Source organism: Thalassobacillus hwangdonensis (genome assembly GCF_042675915.1).
Taxonomy (GTDB): domain Bacteria; phylum Bacillota; class Bacilli; order Bacillales; family Halobacillaceae; genus Thalassobacillus_A; species Thalassobacillus_A hwangdonensis.
This window is the reverse complement of record NZ_JBHTKL010000005.1, coordinates 139,121-155,927: the sequence shown is the minus strand read 5'-3', so window position 1 is coordinate 155,927 and position 16,807 is coordinate 139,121. Positions and strand designations below refer to the sequence as shown.

The window sequence follows — 16,807 nt, the reverse complement described above, 5'->3', positions numbered from 1 at the left end:
TAACTAATGCATCCTTTCCGTTAACGTAGTGTAGAGCCCTTCTGCTTGTTCGGATGCTTTTTGGAAGGTAAAGCTGTTCTTACTTACAGTTGTATCCACGAACTCAATTACGATATTCGGACGGCCTTTCATAATCAGACGGATCGCCAGGCGATCTATTTCATGCACAACCCGGTGCTTTTTGCGGACGCCACCTGCCAGCGCACCAAGACCTCCACCGATGGCTCCTCCAACCATGGCTCCTGTTGTACTCACACCAGTACTGCTACTTAAGCTGTAATCATCCTCTGTATGCATATGTACGTCCACAAGATCACTGATCGGGTAGACCTCATAGTCATCTCCTCCATCAAAAAAAGCGAATCGATCTTCCGCTTCATCGACGATGACCATTTTGTAATATTCACCACTGAAAGCGTGGCAGTTCCCGAAGCTTTCCTGCTTCTTCAACTTCTCCATGTTACTCTTCTTTACGAATTCATCTAATGCCTTAAACGCTTCCCGGAAGAAAAAGATCCCGCTGATCACAATACTGACAATTCCAAGAATCCAGTGCACGGTGAAAGACCAGATCATAAATACAAGAAGCAGAACTGCGCCTGAAATCTTGAGGGTGTGCTTGTAGGCAAGGAGTGCAAATCCAGCGATAATCGCAATAATCCCCACATATAAATTGAATTGAAAAGCCCATATGACAAGGCTGATAAGTAATAATGAACCGAGACATCCTAAAGCCATGATGTACCCCTCCCTATGATGCAAGTAATGAAGACAATGTCCCATAGTATACTAGGCGCTGGAATTTTTTAAAAGTCCTCAAAGTAACATACCTTACAAGATAATACATAAACGCACCAAAGGAACCTCATCACATTAACGCTTTACTGTAGTGAGGGACTGTCCCCCGTTGCGTTAATGCTTTACTTTGGTGGGGAATTTTCCCCTGTGTTATCCAAAGAAACAGCCCATCAATCTTAGGGATTGATGGGCTGTTTCGATCTTACTAAATTCAGTTAGCAATTTTATGTTCCACCATAACTTGTTCCTGTCGTTGACGTTTTGATTTTTTGAAGTGTAACAACTCATAAAAGACAGGTACGATGACCAGCGTCAATACCGTTGCTCCAGCCAATCCACCAATTACGACTACTGCAAGTGACTTGGACACTAGGCTTCCTGCTTCGGAATGGCCGAACAGAAGCGGCAGCATTGCACAGATAGTCGCAATCGCTGTCATCAGAACAGGACGCAAACGCGTTCCACAAGCTTCGATAATTGCATCACGGATGATCATCGTTTCTTCGTTCTGTTTGACTCGGTCAATCAGCACGATGGCGTTCGTCACGACGATTCCAATCAGCATCAATGCACCGATCAATGCAGTCGGGTCAGCAGGTACACGGGCAATCAGCAACCCGAGCACCGCTCCAATCGATGCAAGTGGCAGTGTAATAAGAATCGCCAGAGGTGCACGGATCGTCTTGAACGTAATGACCATGATCAAGAAAACGATCAGGATCGATGCAAGCATAGTCAGCCCTAAGTCTTGGAAATCACTAGCCTGCTGCTGGGATGCGCCTCCCACACTGATGTCGACTCCATCAGGAAGATCCACTCCCTTGATTTTTTCATCGATGCTTCTTGCAATGACTGACAACTTTTCTGCATCCACTTCTGCTGAGATACGGACGTACAGATCCCCATTTTTATGAAGGATGGTGCTTGGTTTTTCCTCCTCAACAATGGTTGCTACCTCAGAAAGTGGAACAAGTCCCTGTGCTGTCGCAATCGGTAGTTCCTTAAGTTCAGAGAAGGATTCTGGGTTCTTCTTGGCATTCAGGACGACCGGCAGCTTCTGACCGTCCACTTCCACCATCCCGATCGGCTGAGCTTCTAAAAAGCTTCGGATCTGCATTGCGGTTTGCTGAGTGTTTGCTTTTGCTGCATCTACTTCTACCGTATAGACAGGGGAGGTCTGATCCTGGTTGCTCGATACTTTTTTAACCCCATCCACTTCCTCGATTTGATTCATCAGCGTATTCGACGTTTCGATCAACTGCTTACTGTCATTGCCGACGATATCATACGTAATGGATGAGTTCGCAGACCCACCGAACATGGATGACACAAACGCTGTGATCTGGACGTCTTTTTCTTTTTTCTTCAACTCATTTACCTGCTCGATATAAGCTTCCGCATCGCCATCTTCTTTCATAATGATCGTGTAAATGACCTTGTTCGGGTCGCTCACTGAACCAAAGCGTGCTTCTTCTTCACTGGATCCGTATTGAGTGATCAAATAATCGGATCCCTCTATATCCATCAATGATGATTCAATATCCTTCAGACGGTCCAGGATGGTTTCTTTAGGTGTATCACTTTCAAATTCCGTTTCAACCTGGACGAGCGAAGCATCACTCGCACTTGTTGCCGCCTTCGGCATGGTGATATAAAGCGCAACCGAACCGATAAGCACGACGACAGCAGTCAGAATCGGTACGAACTTATGGTTCAACGACCACTTGAGCACTCGCAGGTAGCGTTCCGGTTTGTGGTGAGGGGGTAATGTCGTATTTTTCAGCATCGCCTGGCTCATGATAGGTACCACCGCAATTGCTACCAGCAAAGACGCAAGTAAGGAGTACGAAACCGTCAAGCCGAACGGCAGTAGGAATGCTTTCAGAGAGCCATTCACCAGTCCCATTGGCAAAAATACTGCAACCGTAATGAGCGTGGAGGATGTGATTGCCCTCGAAACTTCCTTCGTAGCATCAAGTACGATCTCTTTGGTAAGCTGTTTATTCTGACTGCGCCTGAAAATATTTTCGACAACTACGATGCTGTCATCCACGAGACGACCGACAGCAACGGCCACGCCTCCAAGTGTCAGGATGTTCAGCGTGACACCTGACAACCACAGTAGGAAAAGCGTCAAAGCCAATGACAACGGAATCGAAATTGCCGTAATCAATGTTGGCTTCGTTCTTCTTAAAAACAGCAGGATGACAAGGGTTGCAAACAACGCACCAAGTCCTACTTCACGGACCATCGAGTTCACAGAGCTTTTAACCATATCACCAGTCGTGAACAATGTCGTGGCTTCCGCTCCCTTGAAGTCTTCGTTGATTTTTTCTACCGTAGCTTCTACTTGATTGCCGGCATCCACTTCACTTGCATTACTTTCCTTGAAGATGACAAATGCCAGTGCTTCCTTTCCATTGACCCGCGCAATCGTGTCTTCCTGTTTGACGCGCTCCACGGTTGCAACATCTTTCAGCCTCAAGCTACTCGCCTCAGGAGATTGAGCTGCCAATGGAAGGTTTTCAAGCACTTCCAACGATTGCAGATTATCCGTGACATTGATGGTGCTCTCTTCTCCATCCATCGTACTGCTTCCAGCCGTCATGGAAAGATTCTGCCCCTGTAGGACTCCCATCACGGATTGGAGTGGGATTTGGTTTTCCTGCAGCTTTTGTTCATCCACATCAATACTGATGTACGATGCATTTTCTCCCATCAAGCTTGCCTGGGATAACCCCTCCTCCCCTTCAAACAACGCTGTGAACTCCTGCTTTGCGAGCTCGACATTCTGTTTCGTAAGACCGTCGTCAAAAGTCACAGAGACCTGACCTACAGGAATCATGGAAGTGTTGAGCTGGGAGGTCATCGGTTTGCCTACCCCTTCCGGAAGCTGGACCTGTGTCAATGCACTGTCGACTTCCTCCTTCGCTTCTTTCATATCTTTTTTCGAATCAAAATTCAGCGTGATCTGAGAATACCCTTCACCCGTTGTAGATAAAACCGATGACTTACCCGCGATCGAGGATACCACCTGCTCGATGGGTTCAGTGACCGTTTCAGTCATCGATTCCGCATCAATCCCCTGCCCGAATGTAATGACTGTTACCTGAGGGTTATCCGCCTCCGGTAAAAATTCCATCGGCAACCGAAAATAACTCACTGTTCCGCTCAACAGAATGATGACGATGAATAACGACATCGCCGTTTTATTACGAAAAGCCCACTTTGTAACTTGTTGCATGTTTGTTCCTCCCCGTACCATTTAATGGAATTACTTAAACCATTCTTATCATACTTTAAGACCATTACGCCTGCAGCGGTCTAGAGACTAAACTTCTTCTACGCCTTAAGTCGTATTCATGGCATGAAGACGTTTTTCGCACCCGAAAGTCATCATACGAATCGAATCGGTGGTTTATGTAAGCAAGATATATTCTACACCTTAATAATGAAAAAAGAACGAGTTTTTCTGTAAAATTTGGAAACTAAGGTCCTCATGTTAGCTAGAGAACCGCTAAACTCCATCTATTTTTTTCACCTGAAATAACTGCTAAGAATACCGTCATTTGATATAATCAATCCAGGAGGTGAAAACGTGGAAAACAAAGAACTTATGGAAATGCTGTCATATTTATTAGACGAAAAGTTTGACCAAAAGCTGAAGCCAATAAATGATCGAATGGATGCTATGGATGAGAAGTTCCTTTCATTAAACGACCGTATGGACTCTATGGAGTTGTCTTTAAACGAACGCATAGACTCTATGGACCTATCTTTAAATGGGCGCATGGATTCTATGAAGGGACGCTTGGACTCTATGGAACTGTCCTTAAACGGTCGTATGGACTCTATGGAACTGACTTTTAACGGGCGCATGGACTCTATGGAGGGACGCTTGGACAAGCTTGAAGATGGACAGCAAGCAATTATCAACAAGTTGGAAAACGTATCGAAACAAGTAGCTGCGAATACGGTTAATCAGGCGAAAGTTGTGCATATAGCCGATAAGGTAGCGGAGCTTGATATTGATGTTAAGCTACTGAAAAAATTCATGACTAGCTAATCTTCTGTATTAAACAACACCACATTAATCTACTTCAACTTACATCTTTCCAAAAAGTTCCTCTGATGAACAAAGTAAAAATGCCGGTCAAGTCCACACTTGATCCGGCATTCTTTTTCACTTTAAAGCGCTGAGGGACTGTCCCCCGGTGCGGTGAAGCGTTAATGTGGCGGGGGATTATCCCCTCTATTTTTCGTAGTTTTCGAGCATTTTGATGCGTTCCATTAAAGTTGGATGGCCGTATTGGAAGAACTTGACGAGCGCCGGAGGATTTACGTCACTCAATCCGTTAACGGCTAGTTTCTGGAACGAGCCGACAGCGGCTTCCTTATCCTCCAGCATCTCGATCGCATACGTATCCGCTGCTTTTTCCGCATTACGCGAAATTGCCAGCTCAGCTGGGGTCGAGACAAAAGACAGCAGTGAGACCACTAACAGCAATGCTGGCAGGGAAGCAATATCATCGATACCTCTTACACCCCACGCATCTCCCCACTTCCGGAGTACAACGTGAATCAGTCTATACCCTAGATACAACAATACAAGACTCGATGCAATCGCACCAAACAGGTTCCAGTACAGATGGTTCATCACATAATGCCCTATTTCATGCGCCATGATGAACAGCACTTCCCGGTCCTCAAGACCATTCAGCGTCGTATCCCAAAGCACGATGCGCAGATTGTCGCCAATTCCGTTCACATAAGCGTTCATCGCGTTCGTTTTTTCTGACATGTTCACTTCATACACACGCTCCGCCGGAATATCCGCTTCATCGGCAAGTGCGAGAATCTTAGTTTCGAGCTCCTTATCCTGCAGCTCGTAGAAATCGTTGTACAAAGGATCGATGACGACCGGCTGGATGTACATCATGAAAATCAAAAATGGGATGAGCCCCATCCATGCGAACAGCCACCAACGCTTAGGGAATTTCCGAATCAGAAGATACAGCGCAGTGATCAGCAATGCCGTAATTAACGTCGACAGCCAGAAGCTGATCATCTGATCGCGCATCCACCCGGAGAATGTCTGATTCGAGATTCCATATTCCACTGAAAACCAGCGATGCGCGAAGTCGATCGGGAACGTAAGCACCCATGTCAAAATCGATAAGAATAACACGTAAATCGGCACCTGGATCGACGTGAACCGTGACACTTTTTCACTCGTATTCCGGAACAAGGCTGAAGCACCGAATACGAGCACTCCGATATAGATGATCCATTCATAAGGCATCGCGACAAACGACACGAAGACCTGATAGCGCGAATACGCTGCACTCAGTTCAAGTTCGCGCTCTGACATGAATGTCGCAGGGTCAGCGCCAGTCCCCTTCAACGCATCCGGCACCCCGAAATCCGCCCATGACAGCAGGTAGAACCCCATCAACGTCGCATAAATTGCAAAAAGCAGTCCGGCCCAGATGACGAACCGTTTTTTCATACTCTCCACCTCCGAAAAACACTCTCCTATTGAATGTATGCGGACAAGTCATCAATCATCCACGCGCATTTTCCTTTTTTCTATTAAAACACATTTTCTCTTAAAAATATGGGTATACAACATCAAGGAGGTGTTCATGGTGGGCGATCTTGTACCTTTACACCGCAGAAAAACAGACGAACCTAATGTCGAAGCGTCACAGGCTGTGTTGGAAGCTTATCGAATCGCAATGAAACGAAACCTCACTCAACTATCGAAATTACTCGGGCAACTGGAAGGACATGTCACCAGGCTGGAGAAAACATACAAACAGAAAGAAGACAATTCTAATTGAACATGAAAGGAGCTCAGAGATATCCTCTCTGAGCTCCTCACTTTTACCCTTATGTAACCTTCTCTTCCTGGATTCTCCTGTAGTTCAGATCAATGACCAGGTCCCCGACACCAGCTGCAATCAATCCGTTTACCAAACCGAATACAGCTGGAACTATGTCACCATCACTATTACCAAACATGCTGACGATCAACACAAACAGGCTCCCTAAAGTAAAGGCAAGCCCTCCTAAAAATAATAGTCTTCCGATGAACACCACGCTTCACCCCATTACTCATTCTCTATTCATCGATTTCTTTCGTCAAGTCGTGTAGAATCTATTAAAAGACAAAAAACCACTCCGTCTGCATGAAAAAACGGACGCGTGGTCAACGTCCGCTACGCCAGCAGATAAAGTGGTTTAGGAGGTCACTTGTTTGTTGTTGGCAATTCCATCATAGCATGAATCTTGTCGAAAATTATTGAGCAGGTCGTCCCAAATCCGTCGTGCTTTTTGCTCAAATTATTTATGGTCAGAAAGAAGGAATACACCTAATGATTGAAATCACAGGCAAAAAAGTCACACTGAAAGAAGCATCTGTAGAAGCAATTGATGCGCTTTATTACTGGAAATACGAAGACGAAGAACAAGCTGCGAAGAAGTGGAATGGCCCTTACATACCTGAAATGCAAATGACGAAAGATGAATACCGTGCGAGCTGGGAGGTCGATCCCGAAATCCGCCCAGACGTGCCGGACACGCTCATCATTTATGCTGATGACAAACTGATCGGCTACGTTGGTGCTTATTGGGTAGACAAAAACACCGACTGGCTGGAAACCGGCATCGTCATCTATGACAAAAACTTTTGGAACGGTGGTTACGGGACCGAAGCCTACCGTATGTGGATCGACTTCCTGTTTGAAAACACGGATCTCCACAGGCTCGGCATGTCCTCATGGTCGGGGAACATCCGGATGGTGAAGGTAGCAGAAAAGCTCGGCATGGTTGAGGAAGCACGGATACGTGACGCACGGATTGTTGGCGGGGAATATTATGATGCGATCAAGATGGGCATGCTTCGGTCGGAATGGGAGAAGCATAGAAAAACACGTGGGTGATCTCACGTGTTTTTTGCTTCACGAAACTCCCCCTTACGCTTTTTGCCTACTAGGAAAAATCGTATAGCTGAAGCTGATGACAAAATCCAAAACCAAAGCCATCGACCATACTTGCAGCGTCATTTTCAACGCTTCCGTCTGCTCTCTGTCTCCGATATACATGGTTATTGCAACAAGGATACCTGCACCGATCATCCAGGCCAATAAGTGGCGGTACCACCCTTCCCGTTCATGCTTCGCTTTTTCGCGACCATACAACTTTATCTTTTCTTCGGCTTTTTCTTTATGTACAAATTTATAAAATTTCTGGTCGGCCCACTTGATCATTCTGTGTCCGAACGCTACGCTGATTCCGAGATAAACCGCCGCTATTCCATGTATTTCGGTAGCCACTGCACCATTTTTCAAATCAAGTACCGTCGCTACAAGCAGAACGATGTCTACGAGTGGTGTACAAATAAGTAGGAACAAGCCCAACCTTTTCTTCTTTAATATGTATCTCGCAAACAACCCTGCGAGAACGAACACCCAGAAACCAACTTCGCATGCGATAATCAACCAACCTATCAAGTTTTCTCCCCCTAATCCCTTTAGAAAGCGATCGATTCTAAATTTATTTCACAAAGTAGTTTTTTCTATTTTTCTTTTAATGTCACTAAGCTTAAAAAATGCTTGCTGAAACAGCATTATAAGATAAATCTTGTTTACTTCCATCCTTATAAGGTGAGCTATTGGTAGTCCACTTTAGTCCCTCTCCGCTCCACCATAGTGCACACGCTCATACACAAATATCGGACCGACAGCCTCGTCTAGTTTTACTGCAGTATAGGAATTTGATTTTGAATCATCTTCCATATGGGTTTGGGCAAAAGTAATCGCAGTGTCTTTACTGGTCCTCTCCACCTTATGTACATTAAGTTTTTTATTTGCCATTCCTGAAGAAATGACAACGACTTGTTGTTTATCAGAGAGTTCGAAGACTTTATACCCTTTGTATTTTGGTTTCTCATTATCCAATTGATCAATATAACTTGAAACTGACGGAATGTTTTCTATTTCCTCTTTCGTTAGAATTGCATAGTCTGGTGAACAGCCGGTAAGCAAAAGGAAAAATCCCATCAGCAATATTATTTTCCTTTTTATGTATGGAGACCACTTTATAATTGATACATCCATATCGCGACCAGCATGATTCCAGCCATAACTACAAACAGCTTGAACTCTTTTTTTAATAAATAATAACCCAAGACCATGAATCCTGTTATGTACCAATAAACATACTCTGCTCTGCCTTGAAAAATTTCAAAGAAAAACGTCTCAATGGTTGAAATAAGTATTGGAATTAAGATAATCACATATAAAAAAATATCTTTCTTTTCTGATTGCTGTCCTTTCGCTTCCACTTGTCCCACTTTTAGCTCTCCTTTAAAACTTTACCGATTCGCCGGCCAGGATCCCTGCATTTTTCTTAGTTGGAGAATTTGTCCGGTATGATATGCCTCATGCAACAGGATGTCTAACAGACCTCTTTCCATCTGGTCCAACTCGTTTTCAGAAATAGTATATAGAGCTTCTCTTAATGAGTGATGTACTTGCACTGACCGTTCCTTGACTGCCTGCCATTCCTTATCAATTCCTGTTGGATCAGTCAGATGGAAGGTTTGGTCACCATCCAGATTCTTAGTCCATTCCCGGCCTTCCAGTTTCGCGACTAGCCGCTCCTTATAATAGATCAAATGGTTGAGGTTTTCCCAAATACTTTTTGTTGCCTCCCCTTCCGGCTTCCAGACTGCCTGTTCAGCTGTAATACCTTCCATCCCATCCTTTATCGGCGCATACCAATTTTCTTGATCAAACGTTGAATCAAGCAACCTAACGAGTAAATCTCTCTTAGGCATTTCAATCACTCCTTATTAAGTTTTTTTAACTTCAGCATCTTCTTTCATCGTATTGAATCTTTTATTTTTCTAATATCAAATAGTCTTTGCTTTTAACCGCAGGTATGTCATGGAAATTCGCAAAATCAATTAATTCCTCAAGTAAATAATCAGACGAAAAATTAACGATTCTTAGATTAAATCCCCTCGTATAAACGACTGCCCCTTTTTTTCGCCCAACCTACTCGCTTGAATTTCATATGTGAGATTTGATGAGATTCAACCTCTTTCTTGTAGAGTCGCAATGAAAAAATATACAGCTCGAACTTGAGATACTTTCCGTCTATCTCAAATCCGAATCTAAGAAAGATGGCTACTAGAATAAAGATAATAAGCAGCAACCGGAAATAGAAGATAGGTTGTGAATAGGTTAGCAGTATTGGCAGATTCAGTGCCAATAGAAACAGTAGGATTCCTCTTTGTGTCCTCGCATGATATACCATATCTCCTTCCCCCTTTTCTAATCTTGATGACGCAGTAATCTAGGCCTTCTAACCAATGTCTCTCTCTAAATCCTATATAACAAGTAACCAATCAACCCTCACAAAATAAATATTCTAACCCTTCAAGAAAGGTTTCCCGCCACCATAATAAGTCATGTCCACCATTAAACAATCTATATTTAACTTCAAATCCTTTGCTGCGCAGAGCTTCGTAAGTAAGAGAATTTGCACTTAGTAAATCCTGCATTTCTAAACGTCCCGCATTCATATAAATGCGTACGGGAGCTACAGGTTGAGATTCCAGGAAATGAACTGACCAATGCTGGTCATCCTTCAGTTTTTTATGATTAAATGAACCTGATTGACAAAGAACATTGCCAAAGTAGTTCGGATGATTTAATGCCGAATAAAAAGCAGTTAATCCTCCTAAACTTGCACCACACAATGTGACATCTTCAGGATGATGACTAACATGAAAGTTTTTACGAATCCATGGTAGTAGCTCCTCAGTTAGAAATCCGGAAAATTGTTCATTCCCCATTAACTCACTGAAACGATTCGGACTATCCACACCAACCATTACAGTTGGAGGGATTTTCCCTTCTTCGTATAATTGATCCATCATGTTAGGAACTGGAATTGCTTCAGTATATTGAGAGCCATCAAATACAATCAATAATTTTTTCGGAGTACTACTGTTCTTAAAGGGATCATAAATCCAGAGGTTCCTTTGGTTATTTAACACATTACTATTGAAAACTTCTTTGTAAACATTAGGATTCTGATTTGTTAGTTCCATAGACTGAAGTGGTTCATTAACAGTTATGTATGATATTTCAGAAGTTACTTTGTCGGTAGGTACTTCAGAAAAAACCAACTTATTTGGATTTCGAGGGTCAGTAATTAAGTGTTCGAATCTCGATCCCCAATCGTCTTCTGCAAAATTATCGTTTACAGAGAAATAATACGTACTTGCAAACGGAGAATCGGTTTTGTAGGATTTCACCCAGACCTGTTTACCTTCGACTTTGATCATTTCGCCTTCTTGTAAGTCCCAACCTGGGAAGCTACCTAGAACATGGACAGACGTTGTAGCTTCATCACCAAAATAAAGGAAATGAACAAAAATATCATCTTCCACAATTTCAATGAGAGGTGTACCATGTGCATCAATTTCATAAATATTTTCGCTTAGAAAGGTTTCATTGATAAATGGACTTTGTACTTCTGTAATTTTCATATAACCACCTATATCTTAAGATTTGAATTACTTATTCTCCTTTTTAACCCTCTCCATTTTTCTTCAAGAGTTCAATCATTTCTTTGTTTTGCTCTCTTATCTTTCTCAAATTCCCATCTATGGACAAAAAAGTCACAACCAGAACACCAATAATGATGATTTCCATAATACAGTCCTCTTTTCCATTAAGTACCGATACTCATCCTCTCGCACCTCTATTTTAACATATTTTACCTATGAACAATCATTCCCTTCAATTAACTAAAAGTCATTTATTTAACCCAAAATGTACAATATATATTGCAAAATGTAATAAATACATTATAATGAGAATCAATAAAGGTACAAAGGGAGAGAAGAAAATGAACCTTAAGATGAACAAGGTCACCAAAACTTATCAGCATGAGCGGGCACTGACAGAAATCGATTTTCACCTGAATCCCGGAGAGATTGTCGGGCTTGTCGGGCCGAACGGAGCCGGCAAAACGACGCTGATGAAAATTCTTGCAGGAGTGATCGTCCAATATGAGGGGCATGCAGCATTAGAGGATTCCGAGAAAATCGGCAGTCTGATCGAAAAGCCGAAATATTTTCCGAACCGAAGCGGGCGCTACAACCTGAACTATTTCAGCGCACTATACGGCACACCGAAAGAAACGTTGGAGGAAATCATCACCTCCCTCGACCTTCGAACTTATCTCAAGAAAAAAGTGAAGCGGTACTCACTGGGGATGAAGCAGCGACTTGGTATCGCGCTTGCCCTCGTATCGAACCCTGCCTATCTGATTCTTGATGAGCCGACCAACGGAATGGACCCGGATGGCATCCGGAGCATACTGGCTTATTTGAAAAAACTCGCTAAGGAAAGGAACATCGGTGTACTGATTTCCAGTCACATTCTGAAGGATGTCGAGGCGATCAGTGACCGAGTTTGTATCATTAAAAACGGCCGATTGGTCAGTGAATATGCACCATCTTCGACAATTGAAAACCTTATCGACCTGACATTTGAGGATGAAAAGGATCTCCAGCATGCTTTGCCACTGCTGCGCGAGCTGGACGGTTTCACCACCCACGACACGACAGCGACGTTTTATTTCGATGGCGAAATGAAGCCATTATTGAAACAACTAGGCAACTTGGATATTTTCCCTAGAGAAGTGAAGCGCAGGAGTGCAACTCTCGAGGATTTTTATTTCGAAAACATGGAGCGTGAAGCAAAATGAAATTTTCCCAACTATTAGCCTTGGAACTTCGAAGAAATGTCATCAGCATGCACTTGGTCATCTCCATCGGCCTTTCGCTTGCGCTGGGTGGTGGCATCATCTATTCGATTCATGAGCTCGGCGGTCCATTCCAGCCAAGGAACGTCGCCGGACTTTACGCGACAATCGCTATCGTCGCACTCGGAATCTATTGTGCTAAAATGGTAATTGCCGATTTACATTACGGAACGGTTTATCTTTTTTTCAAATCTACGAAGGACCGTCTGCGCTTCCTGCTTTCACGTGTGGTTGTCATCGCAGTGGTGTCCCTGTTGTTCGGTATCGGATGCAGCGCGCTGTTGTATGTGAACCACCTTTGGAACGACCAGGCATTCGTATGGGGTGACGTCCGTGCTTCCCTGCTCCATTACGTGTTGTTCGGAACGTTTTTCACCTTATTGTTCATGATCATTTCGATGTTTTATCAAAAAGCGATGAACCTGCTTGTGTTGGCACTAATGATCATCCTCGTGCTGCCAGGGCTGCTCGGAATGGTCTTCCGGGTTGATGCGATTCCAGCATTCGTGAAGGACATCGTTTCCTATGCTCCTGTGTATAGCCTGCCGAATCAAGTTCCATTCCTTGCGCTTTCGAATTCAGAGATGACCGTTATTGTACTTGCAAATCTACTTTTATTCCTTTTCGCCTATTACAAACTGCCAAAAACGGATTACTAGGAGGATGACGATGAACTTCGGATTCAGAAAGAAACAGCTGGATGAACGTGTTACTAACCTTCAAAATAAAATCTACCGGGAGCTGTACATGTTTGTCGCCATCGTCAGTGTGCTTTCGCTTGTCCTTAAAACGTTGAACGATGATCGAAATATATGGACCGAGCTTATCATCCTGGTCGGAGGCGGCGTGTACTACCTGATCCGTGCGGCAAGTCTCGGCATTTTTTCCGATGAGGTAGAGATGCACGATCGTTCCAGTAAAATCAAGCTGAACAAGAAAAATGTCATCGTCGGACTGGTGATGGGAATTGGGTTCTCGCTAACGATTGCAATCGTGAATTCCCAGCGCTATTCAGATGGACCGGAAGAAGCACTGACTTTCTTTTTGATGATTTTCTTTACTTGTATTGTGATTTATATTCCTTTGATGCTTGGAATCATGGTGATACCATATAAGCTTGCCAAAGATAAAAGTGACCGCGTCAATGACGCAGAATTGGAAGATGATGATGAAAATGAGCGGTGATTGGATTTGAAGAATAAAAAACTGAAGATGGCTCGCGTCGAACATGACTTATCGCAACAGGAATTAGCCAAAATAGTCGGCGTCTCCAGGCAGACGATCGGGCTGATCGAGCTAGGGAAATACAACCCGTCGCTTCAGCTTTGCCTGTCAATCTGCTGGGCGCTTGATAAGTCGCTGGATGAATTGTTCTGGCAGGATAAAGAAGACACGTGATCGCCACGTGTCTTTTTTTATTTTTGTTAACATATTTTACCTTATTTAGTGGTAGGATTGATTTACATAATTAGCCGGAGGTGGGGTAGCTTGTTCAACCGTCATAGGTTAACTCTCGTAATTTTAAGCGTGGTCATATTAGCCTTATCAATATCTATCTATCAACAAAATCATGTGCGTACTATGACATTCTATGAACAACCAACCTTCGACAACACTAACCAGTTGGAAACCTGGCAGCTATTCAGTGAAAAAATGAATGTTTCAATGGAGAACTCGAAAATTGAAAATTTCCGTTCGACTCTCGATAAGAACCTGACCATACTATCTTTGCGATTTGATTTGGTTGAAAAAGTCAACAATACCTTCCACGTGTATTATTACAGTCAATGTGTTTCCTGTGAAAACGATCAAGTTTCCATCAATAGGTCAACAGCGAAAGAATGGCTTCAATATGACCAGATGGTGTACGCCAATTCCTTCTTTACCTCCCTGGATAATTTAATAGAACAGAAATTCTTGTCAAATGAAGCGTTCAACTACCAATTAATTGTTTCATCGGGATGGAGAGAAAGCAGGATAATGGAAGGAAGCTACTATTTGCTCAAGGATGAGGTCATACAAGAAATTAGTAATGATACACCACAAACTGTTTCCGGCTTTCATTTTCAAGTGATCGGTAATGATCAGCCTACTTCCTTCCATACGGATGAAGATACCACCAAGGCTGTATTTATCCATGATTCTCACCAATAAGTCAAGACGCTTCAAGGATCGCTTGAATGCGGCAACTCAAGCAATGCTTGATAGGCTTTCTAGCATGCAATAGCTACACTTGAACTATCCTAACGAATGAGGTGAGGCAATTGTTCGATATGCAAAAGATTGGTAAAAACATTTCAAAGTTAAGAAAAGAAAAGGCGATGACCCAGATGGCTCTTGCCGACGAGCTCGGAGTCAGCTTCCAGGCAATCAGCAACTGGGAGCACGGGAACACCATGCCCGATATTTCTAAGTTACCGGAGCTTGCCCGTCTGTTTGATGTAAGTATCGATCAGCTTTTGGAAAATGGGAAAGGCGTTGAGCTGGTGAAGGAGCTCGTCGAAGAAGAAACAGTGGCGGCAACAACCTCGGTTGATAAGGAATCGTTCATGAATGTGGCTCCCATCGTTTCTGCCAAGCAGGCAGAAGCGTTGTTTGAAAAGATCGATGAGCGAATTTCAGGCAATGACGTAGCCTACATTGCACCATTTCTTAAAACCTCATCGGTGGATGAACTTGCCGTGAAGGAATTCGAAACGAATGGATGGAAAGGGTTAGCCTCGTTCGCCCCATTTGTAAGCCAAGATCAGCTAGATGCTTTGGCTAGAGAAGATACAAGCAGCATTAAAGAATTGGCTACAGTGGCTCCTTTCATTAGCCAGGAGGTGCTGGAGAAGCGTGCGAAAAAGTCAATCGCTGAGAATGGATTGAAAAGTGTCGCAGCAATTGCACCATTTCTCAGTAAGGAAGCAATCGATGCCTGTGCACGTGAAGCCTATGAAAAAGACGGAATCAAAGCGTTATCGAGTGTCGCTCCTTTCATGTCAGGGGAAACGCTTGAAGGAATTGCGAAAGAGAGCTATGAAACGAATGGAATCCGCTCTATCGCAGCCGTCGCCCCATTTCTGGATCAGGAAGTCGTTAACGAAATCGCAAAGGATGCCATCTCCAAGCACGGATGGAAAGAAATCACCCCACTCATGCCCTTCATCGACCTTTAATGCATTAAAGCGCTGAGGGACTGTCCCGCCGCGCGGTGATGCGGTGAAGGACTGATGTACTGTCCCCTTCATTTTTATGTACGTTCGCGGAGCCTATGCATAGGATGAGGTGAGAATCCGATGAAGGGGAGAACGATATGTATTTCGATAACCAATTAGGTGGACAGATTCTTGAAGCTTTTCAGAACGAAGCTGCAACGGCTGAACTCTATCGACAATTAGCTGCGAATGCACCGGATCCAGCGCATCAAGCTACTTTGCATCAAGCCTTTCAAGCGAAGCATATGCACCTTAACCAATTGAACCACCTATACATGAGCATTACAGGGCAATCACCAGACTCTATACATGAACACCGGAATTCCTTCCATACCTATCAGGAAGGGCTACAGCAAGCCTATGAAAATGAAATGCGAAACTATCAGATTAACAGCTATCTCAGCCAGCAAGCACCGATGCAGCAAATCTTCATCCACGGGGCGCATCAATGTGCTGCAAATGCCAGTCATCTGGCACACCTCTCCTCCTATGGAGTGGATCGCGTGGTCCTAAAAGATTTCGGACCGAACCCTCACGTTGTTGACATTGAGGAAGCAACGCTGAAAAACGATACCTTCAGAACTGCGATATGGACAGGAGAAAACCTTCAAGTGACGGTAATGAGCATCGATGTAGACGATGATATCGGTCTTGAAATCCACCCAGAAGGAGATCAATTCATAAGAGTTGAGCAAGGGGAAGGGTTAGTTCAAATGGGCGACACGATGGATCAGTTGACATACCAGCAGTCTGTAGAAGATGATGATGCCATCATGATTCCTGCGGGCAAGTGGCACAACATCACAAACACAGGTGATGAGCCGCTGAAAGTGTATGTAATTTACGCTCCACCTGAGCACCCCGCCGGTACTGTCCACGAAACGAAAGCAGACGCAATGGAAGCAGAAGGATACTAAAAATAATGCCAGCCTATAAACTTCAGGCTGGCATTTTGTTGTGCA

General features: G+C 43.8%; 20 protein-coding genes. 10 read left to right on the top strand and 10 right to left on the bottom strand.

Translation table 11 applies throughout. The features are described 5' to 3' along the window. Positions 1 to 3: 3 nt before the first annotated feature. Both ACFQ2J_RS10030 and ACFQ2J_RS10025 read right to left on the bottom strand, forming a co-directional pair. Positions 4 to 738 (bottom strand): hypothetical protein, encoded by a 735-nt coding sequence (locus ACFQ2J_RS10030; RefSeq protein ID WP_386059515.1) that lies wholly within the window; start codon positions 736 to 738, stop codon positions 4 to 6. A 271-nt stretch (positions 739 to 1,009) separates the two neighbouring features. Continuing rightward, positions 1,010 to 4,042: an efflux RND transporter permease subunit gene (locus ACFQ2J_RS10025; RefSeq protein WP_386059512.1), complete on the bottom strand. Its 3,033-nt coding sequence runs from the start codon at positions 4,040 to 4,042 to the stop codon at positions 1,010 to 1,012. 354 nt (positions 4,043 to 4,396) lie between these two features. Here ACFQ2J_RS10025 and ACFQ2J_RS10020 point away from each other — a divergent pair, with 354 nt between their 5' ends. Further along, complete coding sequence (locus ACFQ2J_RS10020) at positions 4,397 to 4,864, top strand: hypothetical protein (RefSeq protein ID WP_386059509.1); 468 nt, start codon at positions 4,397 to 4,399, stop codon at positions 4,862 to 4,864. Between the two features lie 186 nt (positions 4,865 to 5,050). Here ACFQ2J_RS10020 and ACFQ2J_RS10015 read toward each other — a convergent pair whose 3' ends face one another. Beyond that, a complete protein-coding gene (locus ACFQ2J_RS10015) occupies positions 5,051 to 6,307 on the bottom strand; it encodes a M48 family metallopeptidase (RefSeq protein WP_386059507.1) in 1,257 nt (418 codons plus the stop codon). 139 nt (positions 6,308 to 6,446) lie between these two features. Between ACFQ2J_RS10015 and ACFQ2J_RS10010 the strand changes: the two genes are divergently transcribed. Then, positions 6,447 to 6,641, top strand: coding sequence for a hypothetical protein (locus ACFQ2J_RS10010; protein ID WP_386059504.1), 195 nt, complete (start codon positions 6,447 to 6,449; stop codon positions 6,639 to 6,641). 49 nt (positions 6,642 to 6,690) lie between these two features. Here ACFQ2J_RS10010 and ACFQ2J_RS10005 read toward each other — a convergent pair whose 3' ends face one another. Further along, entirely contained in the window at positions 6,691 to 6,897 is a 207-nt protein-coding gene (locus ACFQ2J_RS10005) for a hypothetical protein (protein WP_386059501.1), read from the bottom strand. Between the two features lie 278 nt (positions 6,898 to 7,175). Between ACFQ2J_RS10005 and ACFQ2J_RS10000 the strand changes: the two genes are divergently transcribed. Beyond that, positions 7,176 to 7,742: a GNAT family N-acetyltransferase gene (locus ACFQ2J_RS10000; RefSeq protein WP_386059499.1), complete on the top strand. Its 567-nt coding sequence runs from the start codon at positions 7,176 to 7,178 to the stop codon at positions 7,740 to 7,742. Between the two features lie 33 nt (positions 7,743 to 7,775). Here the strand turns inward: ACFQ2J_RS10000 and ACFQ2J_RS09995 are convergent, their stop codons facing one another. From ACFQ2J_RS09995 to ACFQ2J_RS09970, 6 genes are all read right to left on the bottom strand, one after another. Continuing rightward, on the bottom strand, positions 7,776 to 8,312 hold the full coding sequence (locus ACFQ2J_RS09995; RefSeq protein WP_386059497.1) for a hypothetical protein: 537 nt from the start codon (positions 8,310 to 8,312) through the stop codon (positions 7,776 to 7,778). Between the two features lie 174 nt (positions 8,313 to 8,486). Continuing rightward, complete coding sequence (locus tag ACFQ2J_RS09990) at positions 8,487 to 8,918, bottom strand: hypothetical protein (protein WP_386059494.1); 432 nt, start codon at positions 8,916 to 8,918, stop codon at positions 8,487 to 8,489. Then, positions 8,900 to 9,154 (bottom strand): hypothetical protein, encoded by a 255-nt coding sequence (locus tag ACFQ2J_RS09985; RefSeq protein WP_386059491.1) that lies wholly within the window; start codon positions 9,152 to 9,154, stop codon positions 8,900 to 8,902. The genes ACFQ2J_RS09990 and ACFQ2J_RS09985 overlap by 19 nt, the downstream gene beginning before the upstream one ends. Before the next feature lie 21 nt (positions 9,155 to 9,175). Then, entirely contained in the window at positions 9,176 to 9,640 is a 465-nt protein-coding gene (locus ACFQ2J_RS09980) for a DinB family protein (RefSeq protein WP_386059488.1), read from the bottom strand. Positions 9,641 to 10,213: 573 nt separating this feature from the next. Then, positions 10,214 to 11,362 (bottom strand): alpha/beta hydrolase, encoded by a 1,149-nt coding sequence (locus tag ACFQ2J_RS09975; protein ID WP_386059485.1) that lies wholly within the window; start codon positions 11,360 to 11,362, stop codon positions 10,214 to 10,216. 43 nt (positions 11,363 to 11,405) lie between these two features. Then, positions 11,406 to 11,528: a hypothetical protein gene (locus ACFQ2J_RS09970; protein WP_386059482.1), complete on the bottom strand. Its 123-nt coding sequence runs from the start codon at positions 11,526 to 11,528 to the stop codon at positions 11,406 to 11,408. Positions 11,529 to 11,724: 196 nt separating this feature from the next. On the opposite strand from ACFQ2J_RS09970, the gene ACFQ2J_RS09965 reads away from it, so the two are divergent. The 7 genes from ACFQ2J_RS09965 (at position 11,725) to ACFQ2J_RS09935 (ending at position 16,762) form a co-directional block, all read left to right on the top strand. Beyond that, on the top strand, positions 11,725 to 12,588 hold the full coding sequence (locus ACFQ2J_RS09965) for an ABC transporter ATP-binding protein (protein WP_386059479.1): 864 nt from the start codon (positions 11,725 to 11,727) through the stop codon (positions 12,586 to 12,588). After that, entirely contained in the window at positions 12,585 to 13,304 is a 720-nt protein-coding gene (locus tag ACFQ2J_RS09960) for a hypothetical protein (protein ID WP_386059476.1), read from the top strand. Before ACFQ2J_RS09965 ends, ACFQ2J_RS09960 begins: the two co-directional genes overlap by 4 nt. Before the next feature lie 10 nt (positions 13,305 to 13,314). Continuing rightward, positions 13,315 to 13,830, top strand: coding sequence for a DUF6773 family protein (locus tag ACFQ2J_RS09955; RefSeq protein WP_386059473.1), 516 nt, complete (start codon positions 13,315 to 13,317; stop codon positions 13,828 to 13,830). A 6-nt stretch (positions 13,831 to 13,836) separates the two neighbouring features. After that, entirely contained in the window at positions 13,837 to 14,043 is a 207-nt protein-coding gene (locus ACFQ2J_RS09950; RefSeq protein WP_386059470.1) for a helix-turn-helix transcriptional regulator, read from the top strand. 90 nt (positions 14,044 to 14,133) lie between these two features. Next, the gene (locus ACFQ2J_RS09945; RefSeq protein ID WP_386059467.1) at positions 14,134 to 14,799 is read left to right on the top strand and encodes a hypothetical protein; all 666 of its coding nucleotides are present in this window, start codon (positions 14,134 to 14,136) and stop codon (positions 14,797 to 14,799) included. Positions 14,800 to 14,918: 119 nt separating this feature from the next. Then, positions 14,919 to 15,806: a helix-turn-helix domain-containing protein gene (locus ACFQ2J_RS09940; protein ID WP_386062450.1), complete on the top strand. Its 888-nt coding sequence runs from the start codon at positions 14,919 to 14,921 to the stop codon at positions 15,804 to 15,806. 137 nt (positions 15,807 to 15,943) lie between these two features. Next, positions 15,944 to 16,762: a cupin domain-containing protein gene (locus ACFQ2J_RS09935; RefSeq protein ID WP_386059464.1), complete on the top strand. Its 819-nt coding sequence runs from the start codon at positions 15,944 to 15,946 to the stop codon at positions 16,760 to 16,762. Positions 16,763 to 16,807: the final 45 nt, after the last annotated feature.